This is a genomic window from Bradyrhizobium sp. YR681 (assembly GCF_000282615.1).
Lineage (GTDB): Bacteria > Pseudomonadota > Alphaproteobacteria > Rhizobiales > Xanthobacteraceae > Bradyrhizobium.
Window position 1 is genome coordinate 54,587 of record NZ_AKIY01000328.1, and the last position, 13,898, is coordinate 68,484.

The following is a 13,898-nucleotide window of genomic DNA, read 5'->3' on the forward strand; positions in this document are numbered from 1 at the left end:
TTCGGGAGATATCTTGATGCGCACGTTCATTGTCGGGGACGAGACCAAATTCAAGGCCGTCAGCGAGAAGCTGCTGCACGCCAATCTCAGTCAGGTTCGCAGCGAAGCCGCGCTGAAGGCGTTGCAGGAGGCCAATCCGCATGCCGACCTCAACAAGCTCACGCGCGGCACCGTTCTGTTCGTACCGGACACGCCGGGCTTCAAGGTCAGCACGACGAGTTCCGCCACCGAAGGCCCGCTCGCAGCGCTGCACGACCTCCTCGACGAGGCGCTGAACGCCGCGCTCAAGGAGACCTCGGCCGGCAACAGCGCGCGCCTTGCCGATCAGGACCAGACGGTGAAGGCCTTCGACGACGGCGCTGTGAAGAAGGCGATCAGCGATCCCACGATCGGCGGCCAGATCCGCGAGAGCGTCAACGCCGTCAGGAAGGGGTTTGAGGCCGATCGCGAGCTTGCCGCACGCGCGGAGAAGAATATCACCGATGTCGGCAAGGCCGCGATCGCAAAACTCAACGAGCTCGGCAAGAGCCTTGGATGACGCACCGCGACTAGGCGAGGCTGGGTAGATCGAGCCCCTTGTCGCGGGCGCAGTCGATTGCGGTCTCGTAGCCCGCGTCCGCGTGGCGCATGACACCGCTGGCGGGATCATTCCACAGGACACGCTCGATCCGCTTTGCGGCCTCGGGCGTACCGTCGGCGACGATCACCATGCCGGCGTGCTGGGAATAGCCGATGCCGACACCGCCGCCATGGTGCAGCGAGACCCAGGTCGCGCCGCTGGCGCAATTGAGCAGCGCGTTGAGCAGGGGCCAGTCGGACACCGCATCCGATCCGTCCTTCATCGCCTCGGTCTCGCGGTTGGGGCTTGCCACCGAGCCGCTGTCGAGATGATCGCGCCCGATCACGATCGGCGCCTTCAACTCGCCGCTCGCCACCATCTCGTTGAAGGCTAGGCCGAGGCGATGGCGATCGCCGAGGCCGACCCAGCAAATTCGCGCCGGCAGGCCTTGGAACTTGATACGCTCCCTGGCCATGTCGAGCCAGTTGTGCAGATGCTTGTCGTCGGGCATCAGTTCCTTGACCTTGGCGTCGGTCTTGAAGATGTCGTCGGGATCGCCCGAGAGAGCGGCCCAGCGGAACGGTCCGACGCCGCGGCAGAACAGGGGGCGGATATAGGCTGGCACGAAGCCCGGGAAATCGAAGGCGTTCTTCAGGCCCATGTCCTGCGCCATCTGGCGGATGTTGTTGCCGTAGTCGAGGGTCGGGATGCCCTGCGCGTGGAAATCCAGCATGGCCTGGACGTGCTCGACCATCGAGGTTTTTGAAGCACGCTCGACCGCCTTCGGATCGGATGTGCGCTTGGCTTCCCAATCGGCGAGCGTCCAGCCCTTCGGCAAATAGCCGTTGATCGGATCATGCGCGCTGGTCTGGTCGGTGACGATGTCGGGCTTGACCCCGCGGCGTACCAGTTCCGGGAAAATCTCGGCGGCATTCCCGAGCAGGCCGACCGAGACCGCCTTCCTGGTCTTGGCCGCCTCCGCCATGATCGCCAGCGCTTCGTCGAGCGTCGCGGCCTGGCGATCGAGATAGCCGGTGCGCAACCGCATCTCGATGCGGCTCGGCTGGCATTCGACTGCGAGCATCGAGGCCCCTGCCATGGTCGCGGCCAGCGGCTGCGCGCCGCCCATGCCGCCGAGACCGGCGGTGAGGATCCATTTGCTCGCGAGGCTACCGCCATAATGGCGACGGCCGACCTCGACGAAAGTTTCGTACGTGCCCTGCACGATGCCCTGGCTGCCGATATAGATCCAGGAGCCGGCCGTCATCTGGCCGTACATCATCAGGCCCTTCCGATCGAGCTCGTTGAAATGGTCGAGCGTCGCCCAGTGCGGCACGATGTTGGAGTTCGCGATCAAGACGCGCGGAGCCTCCGCATGGGTCCGGAAGACGCCGACCGGCTTGCCGGACTGGATCAGCAGCGTCTCATCGCCTTCGAGCTTGCGCAACGCGGCCGTGATCCGGTCAAAACTCTCCCAGTCGCGCGCGGCACGGCCGATGCCGCCATAGACCACGAGCTCGCTCGGGCGCTCGGCAACATCGGGATCGAGGTTGTTCATCAGCATGCGCAAGGGGGCTTCCGTCAGCCAGCTCTTGGCGCTGATTTCGCTGCCGCGGGGGGCGCGGATGGTGCGGTCGTTGTCCAGTCGGCGGTTCATGCGGAACACCCTTAGTCGAGTCTCGGAAACGGATCGGATGGAAGCACGGAGATCGTCGCAGCCGGCAGCGCGCCGGTTTCGATCAGCGCGGCGGCCCTGGCGAGATCACCAGCCATGTAGCGGTCGGCGCCGAGTGCGGGCACCTGTTCGCGAAGCGCCGCGACGACGGCAACGAGCGGTGCACTCGTCGCATGCGGCGCGCGCAGCGTGATGCCCTGCGCGGCAACCAGCAGCTCGATGCCGAGAATGGCGGCGAGATTGTCGGCCATGTCAGACAAGCGCCGCGCGGCGTGCGCCGCCATCGAGACATGATCCTCCTGGTTGGCGCTGGTCGGCGTCGAGTCGATCGAGCAAGCCGCCGCGCGCTGCTTGTTCTCCGCATAGAGGGCAGCCGCCGTCACCTCGGCGATCATGAAGCCGGAATTGACGCCGGGATCGGGCGTCAGGAACGGCGGCAGGCCAAAGTTCAGCGCGGGATCGACAAGCGTCGCGATGCGACGTTCGCTGATCGCGCCGATCTCCGACAGCGCGAGCGCGATGGCGTCGGCCGCAAAGGCCACCGGCTCGGCGTGGAAATTTCCGCCGGAGACGATCTCGCCGGTCTCGACCAGGACAAGCGGATTGTCGGTGACCGCATTGGCCTCGACGATCAGCGTGCGCGCGGCCTGCGTGATCAGGTCGAGGGCGGCGCCCGCGACCTGCGGCTGGCAACGCAGGCAATAGGGATCCTGCACGCGTTCGTCACCTTCGAGATGCGACAGGCGGATGTCGCTGCCGTCGAGCAGCGCGGTCAACGTCGCGGCCGCGGCGATCTGCCCGGCATGGCCGCGCAGCGCCTGGATTTCGGGGCGGAATGGTGCCGTCGACGCCATCGCCGCATCGACCGACAGCGCGCCGGTGACGAGCGCGGCACGGGCCAGACGAAACGCACGCAGCACGCCGGAGATGGCATAGGCGGTCGAGAATTGCGTGCCGTTGATCAGCGCAAGCCCTTCCTTCGGGCCAAGCGTGAGCGGGGCAAGTCCGGCGGCAGCGAGCGCCTCGTCGCCGGAGACGATCTTGCCGTCAACGATCGCCTGCCCCTCGCCGATCATCACCGCCGTCATGTGCGCAAGTGGCGCGAGATCGCCGGAGGCGCCGACCGAGCCCTGCTGCGGCACCAGCGGGCAGACACCCCGCGCCAGCATGCCCTGCAACTGCTCGATGACCGCGCGGCGCACGCCGGAGGCCCCGCGCCCCAGCGAGATGATCTTGAGCGCCATCATCAGCCGGACGACCGGTTCAGGCGTGGCCGGACCGACGCCACAGCAATGCGAGACGATCAGATTGCGCTGGAGCAGCGCGGTCTGGTCGGGTGGAATGCGCTTGGAGGCCAGTTTTCCAAAGCCGGTATTGATACCGTAGATCGGCACAGCCGCATGCGCTGCCTTCGCAACGATCTCGGCCGCTGCCTCGACGCGCGGCCAGAACGAAGGATCGAGCACGACGGAGTGTCCTGCAAGCACGCGCGCGAGATCGTCGAAACTGACCGCGCCCGGCTTGACCACGATCGCTGTGTCCCGCTCCGTCACTGCCCCCTCCACACGCGCCGGTGCAGCGGATTGAAGCCGATGCGGTAGACGAGCTCAGCGGGCCGCTCGATATCCCAAATCGCGAGGTCGCACCATTTGCCGGGCTCCAACGTGCCGGTCTCCCGGAGCACACCGAGCGCGCGCGCGCCTTCACGGGTGATACCCGCGAGGCATTCGGCCACCGTCATCCGGAACAATGTCGCCCCCATGTTCATCGCGAGGAGCAGCGAGGTCAGCGGCGAGCTGCCGGGATTGCAATCGGTCGCAAGCGCCATGTGAACGCCATGCTTGCGGAACGCCTCGACCGGCGGCTTCTGCGTCTCGCGGATGAAGTAGAAGGCACCGGGCAACAGCACCGCCACCGTTCCAGCCTTCGCCATTGCCGCGGCGCCGGCCTCATCCGTATGCTCCAGATGATCGGCCGAGAGCGCGGAGAATTTCGCAGCGAGCGCCGCACCGCCGAGATTCGACAGCTGATCGGCGTGGAGCTTGACCGGCAAGCCAAGCCCCCTCGCCGTCTCGAACACGCGCGCAGTCTGTTCACCGGAAAACGCAATACCTTCCATGAAGGCGTCGACGGCATCGGCAAGGCCGGCCTTTGCAATCGCGGGCAGCATCTCCTTGCAGACGAGATCGATGTAGCGATCCTTGTCGCCGCCAGCTTCCACGGGCAACGCATGGGCGCCAAGGAACGACGTGCGGATCGCAACCGGCCGCTGACCGCCGAGGCTGCGCGCAGCCGCGAGCTGGCGCATCTCGGTCTCGGTGTCGAGGCCGTAGCCGGACTTGATCTCGACCGTGGTCGCGCCCTCGCCGATCAGCGCATCGAGCCGCGGCAGCGCGCTTGCGACGAGCTCGGCTTCGCTCGCCTTGCGCGTCGCGGTCACCGTCGAGACGATGCCGCCGCCGGCACGCGCGATCTCCTCGTAGCTCGCGCCCTTCAGGCGCAGCTCGAATTCATGCGCGCGGTTGCCGCCATAGACGAGATGGGTGTGACAATCGACGAGCCCCGGCGTGATCCAGCGCCCCTCGCAATCGATCCGCTTGATCGCGTCGGCATCAATGGGAAAATCCGCCTCCGCGCCGGCATAGACGATGTGGCCGCCGCGGATGGCGATCACGCCATGCTCGATCTCGCTGAGATCGGGACGGTCGGCCCGCATCGTGGCGAGCCGGGCATTGTGCCAGATCCGGTCGAAGCGCTCTGCCATGCAACGGCCCCTTCGCGAAGTCCCTGCGCCCTGGGATGCTTGACTTATATGTCTAGACATATAATCGTACGGCGGTTCTGTCCAGCCGGCGTGTAAACATGACCCGACTGCATTTCGCCTCCGCGCTCCTGCCCTCGGGCTGGGCCAATGACGTGCAGGTGGTGATCACCGCCGGCGCGATCGCGGAGGTGACGCCGGGCGTGGCGCCGGCTGCTGGCGACGAACGCCACACCATCGCGCTGCCGGGACTTGCGAGCCTGCACAGCCACGCGTTTCAGCGCGGCATGGCGGGACTTGCGGAGCTCCGCGGCGATTCCACCGACACCTTCTGGACCTGGCGCGAGACGATGTATCGCTTCGCCCTGGCGATGACGCCGGACGACGTTACCGCAGTCGCGACACAACTTTATGTCGAGATGCTGGAGCAGGGTTTTACCCGCGTCGGCGAGTTCCACTATCTGCATCACGATCGCGACGGCTCGCACTATTCCGATATCGGCGAGATGGCCGCGCGCATCGCGCAGGCTGCCGAAGCGTCGGGCATTGCGCTGACGCTGCTGCCGAGTTTTTATGCGCATGGCTCTTTTGGAGGCGCGGCACCACATGGCGGCCAACGCCGCTTCATCTGCTCGGTCGATCAGTTCGCCGCGCTGATGGCTGCCTCGCGCAAGGCCATCGCAAGATTGCCAGGCGCCAATATCGGGATCGCCCCGCACAGTCTGCGCGCGGTGACACCGGACGAGCTTGCTGAGATCATTCCGCTCGCTGAAGGCGGACCTGTGCACATCCATGCGGCTGAGCAGGTCAGGGAAGTCGAGGATTGCCTGGCCTGGTCGGAACGACGCCCGGTGCAGTGGTTACTCGAGCACGTGCCTCTCGATCGGCGCTGGTGCCTCATCCACGCGACCCACATGACCGACGAGGAAGTCACCGCATTCGCGAAAACCGCTGCGGTAGCGGGTCTTTGCCCCATCACGGAAGCCAGCCTCGGCGACGGCATCTTCCCGGCGCGTGAATTTCTCGCCGCAGGCGGCAAGTTCGGTGTCGGCACCGATTCCAACGTGCTGGTCGGTGTCGCCGACGAGCTGCGCCAGCTCGAATACGGCCAGCGGCTGAAGCATCGCCAACGGAATGTACTCTCCAGCGGCGCAGGTCGCTCCACCGGGCGCACCCTGTTCGACCATGCGCTCGCCGGCGGCGCGCAAGCAATGGCGCAAACGACGGTAGGCCTCACCCCGGGAGCGCGCGCCGACATCGTGACGCTGGACAGCGCCCATCCGTCGCTCGTCGGTCGTCGGGGCGATGCAGCCATCGATGGCTGGATTTTTGCGGCGGGCAACGGCGCAATCGATTGTGTCTGGGCCGGCGGCCACAAGGTCGTCGAAACCGGGCGGCATCGGATGCGCCAGATCGCGCGCGAGCGCTTCAACGCGTCCGTTCTGAGGCTCGTCACATGAGCCTCTCCACCGACAGCCCCGACCAGCCGACGCTCTACAAACGTATCCGCGCCGATATCGAGAAGCGCATCCTGACCGGCGAGTGGCCGCCCGGGCATCGTATTCCCTTCGAGCATGAACTGGTGACGCGTTACGGCTGCTCGCGCATGACAGTGAACAAGGCGCTATCAGAGCTCGCGCAGGCCGATCTGATCGAGCGGCGGCGGCGCGCCGGCTCATTCGTGCGCCGGCCGCAGCATCAGTCGGCGGTACTGAAAATCGCAGACATGCGCGCCGAGATCACCGGACTTGGCCGCGCTTACGGCTATGAGCTGATCGGTCGCAAGTTGCGCACGGCGACCACGGTCGACCGCGACCGTCTCGGCGTCAAGAAGGCTGGCAAGGTCATCGCGATCACCTGCCGTCACAGCGCCGACAAGGTGCCGTTTGCCGTCGAGGACAGGCTGATCGATCTTGCGTCCGTGCCGGATGCGGCGACCGCGGATTTCTCGCGCGAACCACCCGGCTCATGGCTGCTTCACCATGTCCCATGGACGGAGGCCGAGCATACGATCAGTGCCATCGTCGCGGATGATCGCACGGCTGAAGCGCTCGACATCGCCATCGGCGCGCCCTGCCTCGTGATCGACCGCTATACCTGGCGCAGCGCGCGCACCATCACCGCCGTGCGGCTGCTTTATCCCGGTGACTCTCACCGCCTTGTCGCCCGATTCAAGGGAGGCTGAGAGAAGGATGTCGGCACAAATCGTGCAACGCTTCGGGCAACGGTCCGTACGGACCGACAGGGATCAACAGGACGTCAATCCATCGATCGGCAAGAGGACGACAATCATGCGTAGTTCAAAAGTTTTCGCGACAATCATTGTTCTTGCGGCCTCCACTCCCGTGCTCGCCGACGACGTCAAGGTCGGCGTCGGCATCTCCGGCTGGACCGGCTTCGCGCCGCTGACGCTGGCGAAGGAGGCCGGCATCTTCAAGAAGAACGGGCTCGACGTGACGATCAGGAAGATCCCGCAGAAGGACCGCCACCTCGCGATCGCCTCCGGCGACATCCAGTGCGCCGCGACCACGGTCGAGACCTGGATCTCCTGGAACGCCAATGGCGTCGCGACCAAGCAGATCTTCCAGCTCGACAAGAGCTATGGTGCCGACGGCATGGCCGTGCGCAACGACGTCGCCGCGATCAAGGACCTGAAGGGCAAGACCGTCGCGGCCTCCGCGCCCGGCACCTCGCCCTATTTCGCGCTGGCCTGGATGCTCAAGAAGAACGGCCTCACGACGAAGGACGTCACCATCGTGAATCTCGAGCCGGCCGCGGCTGCGCAGGCTTTCGTCTCCGGCCAGAACGACGCCGCGATGACCTATGAGCCGTATCTGTCGACCGTGCGCGCCGCCCCCGACAAGGGCAAGATCATCGCGACGACGCTGGACTACCCGATCGTGATGGACACCTTCGGCTGCACGCCGAAATTCCTGAGCGAGAATCCGAAGGCAGCCCAGGCGCTCGCCAATAGCTATTTCGAGGCGCTCGACATGATCGCCAAGGACCAGGCCAAGGCCTATGAGATCATGGGCGCGGACGTGAAGCAGACCGGCGAGGCGTTCGGCAACTCGGCAAAATATCTGCGCTGGCAGGACAAGGCCGCGAACCAGAAGTTCTTTGCCGGCGACTTCCTGACCTTCAACAAGGAGGCCGCCGAGCTCCTGCTCGAGATCGGCATCATCAAGGCCGCGCCGAAGGTCGAGGACCTCTTCGACGCCAGCTACATCAAGTAAATTCCTCAGGAGCTGCCGGTTCCGTCTCGCGGCGGGGCCGGCAAGTTCATACACCCCCGGATAAATCGTTGATGCGTCCTCTGGATCCCGTGACATCGAGGCAGCGCGTGGCTTACGGCCTTGCGTTCTTCGTGGTTTTCGTTGCCCTGTGGTCTTGGGCGACCTTCGGCGGCCATGTGTCGAAAGTGTTCCTCGCCAATCCGCTGACGATGGTGCAGGAGGGCTACGACTTGCTGGCCAAGCAAGGGTTTATCTACGACATCGGCATGACGATCTGGCGTGTCGTCGGTGGCTTCGTCCTCGCCGCGATCATCGCGGTCCCACTCGGCTTGCTGATGGGCGCCTACAAGCCGGTCGAGGCTTTCCTCGAACCTTTCGTCTCCTTTGCGCGCTATCTGCCCGCCTCCGCCTTCATTCCACTGCTGATTCTCTGGGCCGGCATCGGCGAATTGCAGAAGCTGCTGGTCATCTTCATCGGCTCGGTGTTCCAGATCATCCTGATGATCGCCGTGACCGTCGGCGCGACGCGGCGCGATCTGGTGGAAGCGGCTTATACGCTGGGGGCCAGCGACCGCGGCATCATCCGCCGCGTCCTGCTGCCTTCGTCCGCCCCCGAGATCGCCGAAATCATGCGGTTGGTGCTGGGTTGGGCCTGGACCTACGTCATCGTCGCCGAGCTGATCGGCTCGTCCTCGGGCATCGGTCACATGATAACCGACAGCCAGGCGCTGCTCAACACCGGCCAGATCATCTTCGGCATTATCATCATCGGGCTGATTGGCCTCGTCTCCGACTTCCTGTTCAAGGCGTTCAATGCCTGGCTGTTTCCGTGGAAGCTCGCATGACCACGCTCAAGATCGAACAGGTCTCCCGCACCTTCCCCGCGCGCCACGGCAATGCGCCGACCAGGGCGCTGGAGCCGACCGACCTCATCATCGGCAACAACGACTTCGTCACCATCCTCGGCCCCTCCGGCTGCGGCAAGTCCACGCTGCTTCGCATCGTTGCGGGCCTCGACCACCCGACCACCGGACGCGTCACGCTCGATGGCCGCGAGGTTACCGGCCCGGGTGCCGATCGAGGCATGGTGTTCCAGTCCTACACGCTGTTTCCCTGGCTGACCGTGCGCGAGAATATCGCCTTCGGCCTGCGCGAACGCGGCGTGTCCGAGGTGGAGCGCAACAAGGCCGCCGACGCCTTCATCCGCCGGGTCGGGCTATCCGGCTTCGAGAACCACTGGCCCAAGCAGCTTTCCGGCGGCATGCAGCAGCGCACCGCCATCGCACGCGCGCTCGCCAATGACCCGAAGATCCTGCTGCTCGACGAACCCTTCGGCGCGCTCGACAACCAGACCCGTGCCCTGATGCAGGAAATGCTGCTCGGTATCTGGGAGCGCGACCAGAAGACCGTGCTGTTCGTCACCCACGACATCGAGGAGGCGATCTTCCTCGGCAGCCGCGTCATCGTCATCAGCGCGCGTCCGGGCCGCATCAAGGCCGAAATTGCGGTAGACCTGCCGCATCCTCGCTCCTACAAGATCAAAACGACGCCCGAATTCGTCCAGCTGAAGGAACGGCTGGTCGAGGAAATCCGTACCGAGGCGCTGAAGGTTGCCGAACATGCCTGACACTCAGTCCCGCGCCAATGGCGAGCGGGTTCTCGCCGACCTCAATGCGCTCCGTGCCATCGGCGCGTACAAGACCGGGGTGCACAAGCCGACCTTCTCCGAGCCGCACAAGCTTTCTCTGGACTGGCTGGTGCGGAAATTGCCCGATGCGGGTCTCTCCGCGACGCTTGACGGCATCGGCAATGTGTTCGGGACCAGCGCGAAGGCAGGCCCGAAACTGCTGGCGGGCTCCCATCTGGAAAGCCAGAACTACGCCGGCTGGCTCGATGGCCCGCTCGGCGTCGTCTATGCGCTCGAAGCCGCCCGCGTGCTCAATGCCGATGCTTCGCTGAAGGGCGCGGTCGAAGTCGTCGCCTGGTGCGACGAGGAAGGACATTTTGGCAGCTTCCTCGGCTCGCGCTCCTATGTGGGGCAAGTGACCGAGGCAGAAGTCGACGCCGCGCGCGACCGCACCAACGGGCGGCCGATGCGCGATGCGCTCGCCGAGATGGGGCTCGCAGGACGCGCGCGTGTCGCCGTCGAGAAGGGGCGGCACGTCGGATATCTGGAGGCGCATATCGAGCAAGGGGATACGCTGGAGAGCGGCAAGCTCGCGGTCGGCGTCGTGACCTCCATCGTCGGCATCTGGCAGTATCGCATCAATTTCACCGGCGAGCAGAACCACGCCGGCACGACCCGCATGGCCGCGCGCAAGGATGCTGGCGTTGCGCTGGCGAAGTTCTGCGTGGCGATCGACGAGCGCTTCCCGGCCGCTTGCGGTCCGCGCACCGTCTGGACCACCGGTCGCATCACGCTCGATCCGGGCGCGCCGAGCATCATTCCCGGCGGTGCCGAAATGCTGTTCCAGATCCGCGACGATAATCCGGCCATCATCGCGCGGCTCGAGGAGTTGCTGCGCACGATGGCCGATGAGGTCAACGCGAAGGGTCCCTGCAGCGTCACCGTGGAAAAGATTCGCACCGGCGCGCCCGCGATGATGGACGCCGGCTTTCAGGACGCGATCGAAGCTGCGAGCAAGGCCGTCGCCGGCGGACGATCCCTCCGCATGCCCAGCGGCGCTGGGCACGATGCACAGATGCTTGCGACCGTCATGCCCGCGGCGATGCTGTTCGTGCCGTCGATCGGCGGCATCAGCCATCACTGGACCGAGAACACGGCCGACGCCGACATCGTCACCGGCGCGGACGTTTTCGTCGATGCATGCCGGCGAATCCTCAGCGGCTAGGCAACCGATGCAGGCATCATGAACGAAACCTATACCGAGGCCACGACCGGCTATTGGCAGGAATTGACGCCTGATGTCCCCGCACGTTTCCCGGCCGCACCGCCCTATCGCTTCGGCTATCCCGTCACCCTGCCCTGCGGCCGCATTCTCGTCTTGCCGCTACGTCGCTTGCCCGATGCAGAGCGTGCAGTCGCGTCACTGATCGCCAACCAAGCCTCCAATCTCGTCATCGCGGCGCTCGCAGACCACATGGCCACACAAGCGCGCGCGTTTGATGCCGAGATCATCGTCGGACTGCCGACCCTGGGCCTTGCCTTTGCATCGCAGGTCGCCGAGCGGCTCGGACAGCCGCGCTTCGTCCCGCTCGGCTATTCTCGCAAGTTCTGGTACGAGGACACGCTGTCCGAGCCCGTGACCTCGATCACCAGCCCCGAGGCCGGCAAAAAGTTACGGCTGGACCCAAACCTGCTGCCCCTGATCGAAGGCCGCCGGGTGGTGGTGGTCGACGATGCGATCTCGACCGGTGCGACCGCGATTGCTGCGGTGCGCTTGTTGCAGAGGATCGGGGTCGACATTGTCGGCATGGTCGTCGCGATGAAGCAGAGCAATCGCTGGCAGGCTGCGACCGCGGCGCTTCCGGTTCGTGCGGTCTACGGATGCCCGCTCTTCCAGCGGAGCGACGCGGGCTGGATGCCGCTGGCCGAGACGCAGCCCGCCATTCCCTGATCGAGCGGGCGCTAACCGTCACCAGGCGAGATCTGCCAATTCGCGATTGCTGCGCGAGGCACCGCCGAACTCCGACTTGAGCAGCTTTGCGCGATAAGTCCAGCGATACAGCGGATGCTCCAGCGTCAGCCCCATGGCGCCGAGGAACTGATGCAGGTCGTAGACGATGGGATCGACCACGGTCTGCGCATAGGCAAGCGCCGTGACGGCGTCGGCATGCGTGGCGCTGCCGCTGCCGGCCTTGAACGCCAGCCATTTGGCCGCGGCGATCTTCGAGGCGCAGGCGGCGAGCCGATGTTGTATCGACTGAAACGTACCGAGCGGCCGGCCGAACTGGCGGCGATCGGTGACGTGCTCTACGACGGCGTCGAGACCGCCCTGGAGCACGCCACTGATCTCCGCAGCGACGGCGAGCTGGGCGAGGCGCCGCGCCAACATTGGATCGGCGACAGAGCGCGACCGCGCAAGGCAGCGCTCGGGATCATGAATCCGGCCCATGGGATAGGCGAAATAGGAATCGACGACCTCGATGTCGTCCGGCGAGACCGGAAACCACGACGCGCCGGCCTCCGACAGGACGAGGACGGCGCGCGCAACCGGCAGGAAGCGGACCGCCTGCCCCGGATCGCCCGTCAGCACTGCGAGCGGTCGTGGCGCGTCGGAGCAGATGAGCGGGCGGATCACGGCCGATGCTCCGACTTCGGTGATGGAGGCACTGCGGCAAACCTCGTGCACAATGAGCGCCGCCGTCGACACGCCGAACTCCGGATAGGATGCCGCGTCGAGCACGCCATTCTTGTCCAGATCCGCATCGAGCTCGAGATCGAAGGACGCCTTGCCGCTCCCAAGCACGAGCCGGCTTTTGGCCCTGGCAAGAACGGCGGACACCGTCGTGAGCAGCGCATCCTGGTCGTCGCTGATGTCGAGAAACATGCGCCCTAGCTCCGCGGCAGGTTCAGATAGTCGGAGGCGACGATGCCGAGCTGGATCTCGGCCGCGCCCGAAGCGATGCCGGCGGCGATCGCACGCTCATGATGCGGCTTGAGCAGCGGCAGGACGTCGCCGGAGAACGCCTCGGGGAGAAAGTCGAGCGCAAAATTGGCGACCGCGTGGTCCGCCTCGACGATGGCGACACGCGCCAGGGACGATTCCGCATTCGGCGGCAGGCCGCGCGAGCGCTGGTCGACCACGCGGTAGACCAGCATGCGCGCCGCTTCGCTGGCCGCGAGCGCCTGCCCGGCCCTGAACCTGACGATATCGTCGTTCCACGAGCCGTTAGCCTTCAACTGCTCGACCATCTCGCCGAGCACGCGGGTGGAGAGCTGATAGCGCGGCAGGCCGATACGCTCGTTGGCAAGTGCATAGGTGATCAGCGACCAGGCCTTGCCCTCCTCGCCGAGCATGCTGGATACGGGAACGCGGACGTCCTGGAAGAACACTTCGTGCAGGTCGCCGTTGCCGACCAGCGCCGGGATCGGCCGCACCGTGATGCCGGGTGTCTGCATCGGGATCAGGAAGATGCAGATGCCGTCCTTGCGGCTGCCGCCGGTGCGCGCCAGCAGGAAGCAGTGCTGGGCGAGGCCGGCATAGGAGGTCCACACCTTGGAGCCGTTGATGACGAAATGGTCGCCGTCGCGATCGGCGCGCGTCCGCAGCGAGGCAAGATCAGAGCCGGCGGAGGGCTCCGAGAAACCCTGGCACCACACCGCGTTGCCGGCTGCGATCTCGGGGATATAGCGCGCCTTCTGCTCCGCGGTGCCGAAACGCAGGATGGTCGGGCCGATCCAGTTGACGTTCATGTATTGCGGGCCGCGCGGCTCGCCGACCGCCCACATCTCCTCGCCCAGGATGAAATGCTCCCACACCGAGCTGCCGCGGCCGCCGTGCTCCTTCGGCCAGTGTGGGACGAGCAGTCCGGCCTCCGCGAGTTTGGTGCAGAACACGCGCGAAAATTCGGTTTGCTGCTTCGAGCCGGGGCCGTGGCGGGCGATCTTCTCCCAATCCGGCGGCAGCTCGCGCGCGAGAAACGACCTGATCTCGTCGCGAAAGGCCTGCTCGCGGGCACTCCATTCGAAATTCATCATCCCCT

13 protein-coding genes are annotated in these 13,898 nt (G+C 65.6%); 8 read left to right on the forward strand and 5 right to left on the reverse strand.

Annotation, left to right across the window (positions count from 1 at the left end; genetic code table 11):
* Positions 1–16 precede the first annotated feature (16 nt).
* Positions 17–538 carry a hypothetical protein gene (locus PMI42_RS37645; RefSeq protein WP_008144319.1) on the forward strand — a complete coding sequence of 174 codons (522 nt, stop codon included), beginning with the start codon at positions 17–19 and terminating at the stop codon, positions 536–538.
* A 10-nt stretch (positions 539–548) separates the two neighbouring features.
* Here PMI42_RS37645 and hutU read toward each other — a convergent pair whose 3' ends face one another.
* Genes hutU through hutI form a run of 3 tightly spaced genes read right to left on the reverse strand, consistent with a single transcriptional unit; the run spans position 549 to position 4,998 of the window.
* Positions 549–2,216, reverse strand: a complete 1,668-nt coding sequence (gene hutU, locus PMI42_RS35425) for a urocanate hydratase (RefSeq protein ID WP_008144321.1) — start codon at positions 2,214–2,216, stop codon at positions 549–551.
* An 11-nt stretch (positions 2,217–2,227) separates the two neighbouring features.
* Positions 2,228–3,787, reverse strand: coding sequence for a histidine ammonia-lyase (gene hutH / locus PMI42_RS35430; protein ID WP_008144323.1), 1,560 nt, complete (start codon positions 3,785–3,787; stop codon positions 2,228–2,230).
* Positions 3,784–4,998, reverse strand: a complete 1,215-nt coding sequence (gene hutI / locus PMI42_RS35435; protein WP_008144326.1) for an imidazolonepropionase — start codon at positions 4,996–4,998, stop codon at positions 3,784–3,786. Before hutI ends, hutH begins: the two co-directional genes overlap by 4 nt.
* A gap of 98 nt (positions 4,999–5,096) precedes the next feature.
* Here hutI and PMI42_RS35440 point away from each other — a divergent pair, with 98 nt between their 5' ends.
* From PMI42_RS35440 to PMI42_RS35470, 7 genes are all read left to right on the forward strand, one after another.
* Positions 5,097–6,455 (forward strand): formimidoylglutamate deiminase, encoded by a 1,359-nt coding sequence (locus PMI42_RS35440; protein ID WP_008144328.1) that lies wholly within the window; start codon positions 5,097–5,099, stop codon positions 6,453–6,455.
* On the forward strand, positions 6,452–7,180 hold the full coding sequence (gene hutC / locus PMI42_RS35445) for a histidine utilization transcriptional repressor HutC (RefSeq protein ID WP_008144330.1): 729 nt from the start codon (positions 6,452–6,454) through the stop codon (positions 7,178–7,180). Before PMI42_RS35440 ends, hutC begins: the two co-directional genes overlap by 4 nt.
* A gap of 106 nt (positions 7,181–7,286) precedes the next feature.
* On the forward strand, positions 7,287–8,231 hold the full coding sequence (locus PMI42_RS35450) for an ABC transporter substrate-binding protein (protein WP_008144332.1): 945 nt from the start codon (positions 7,287–7,289) through the stop codon (positions 8,229–8,231).
* Between the two features lie 71 nt (positions 8,232–8,302).
* Positions 8,303–9,076, forward strand: a complete 774-nt coding sequence (locus PMI42_RS35455) for an ABC transporter permease (RefSeq protein WP_035967585.1) — start codon at positions 8,303–8,305, stop codon at positions 9,074–9,076.
* Positions 9,073–9,858 (forward strand): ABC transporter ATP-binding protein, encoded by a 786-nt coding sequence (locus PMI42_RS35460; RefSeq protein ID WP_008144336.1) that lies wholly within the window; start codon positions 9,073–9,075, stop codon positions 9,856–9,858. The genes PMI42_RS35455 and PMI42_RS35460 overlap by 4 nt, the downstream gene beginning before the upstream one ends.
* Positions 9,851–11,083 (forward strand): Zn-dependent hydrolase, encoded by a 1,233-nt coding sequence (locus tag PMI42_RS35465; protein ID WP_008144338.1) that lies wholly within the window; start codon positions 9,851–9,853, stop codon positions 11,081–11,083. Before PMI42_RS35460 ends, PMI42_RS35465 begins: the two co-directional genes overlap by 8 nt.
* 18 nt (positions 11,084–11,101) lie before the next feature.
* Entirely contained in the window at positions 11,102–11,809 is a 708-nt protein-coding gene (locus tag PMI42_RS35470; RefSeq protein WP_008144341.1) for a phosphoribosyltransferase, read from the forward strand.
* An 18-nt stretch (positions 11,810–11,827) separates the two neighbouring features.
* Here the strand turns inward: PMI42_RS35470 and PMI42_RS35475 are convergent, their stop codons facing one another.
* Positions 11,828–12,742, reverse strand: coding sequence for an acyl-CoA dehydrogenase family protein (locus PMI42_RS35475; RefSeq protein WP_008144344.1), 915 nt, complete (start codon positions 12,740–12,742; stop codon positions 11,828–11,830).
* A gap of 5 nt (positions 12,743–12,747) precedes the next feature.
* Entirely contained in the window at positions 12,748–13,893 is a 1,146-nt protein-coding gene (locus PMI42_RS35480; RefSeq protein ID WP_240535318.1) for an acyl-CoA dehydrogenase family protein, read from the reverse strand.
* Positions 13,894–13,898: the final 5 nt, after the last annotated feature.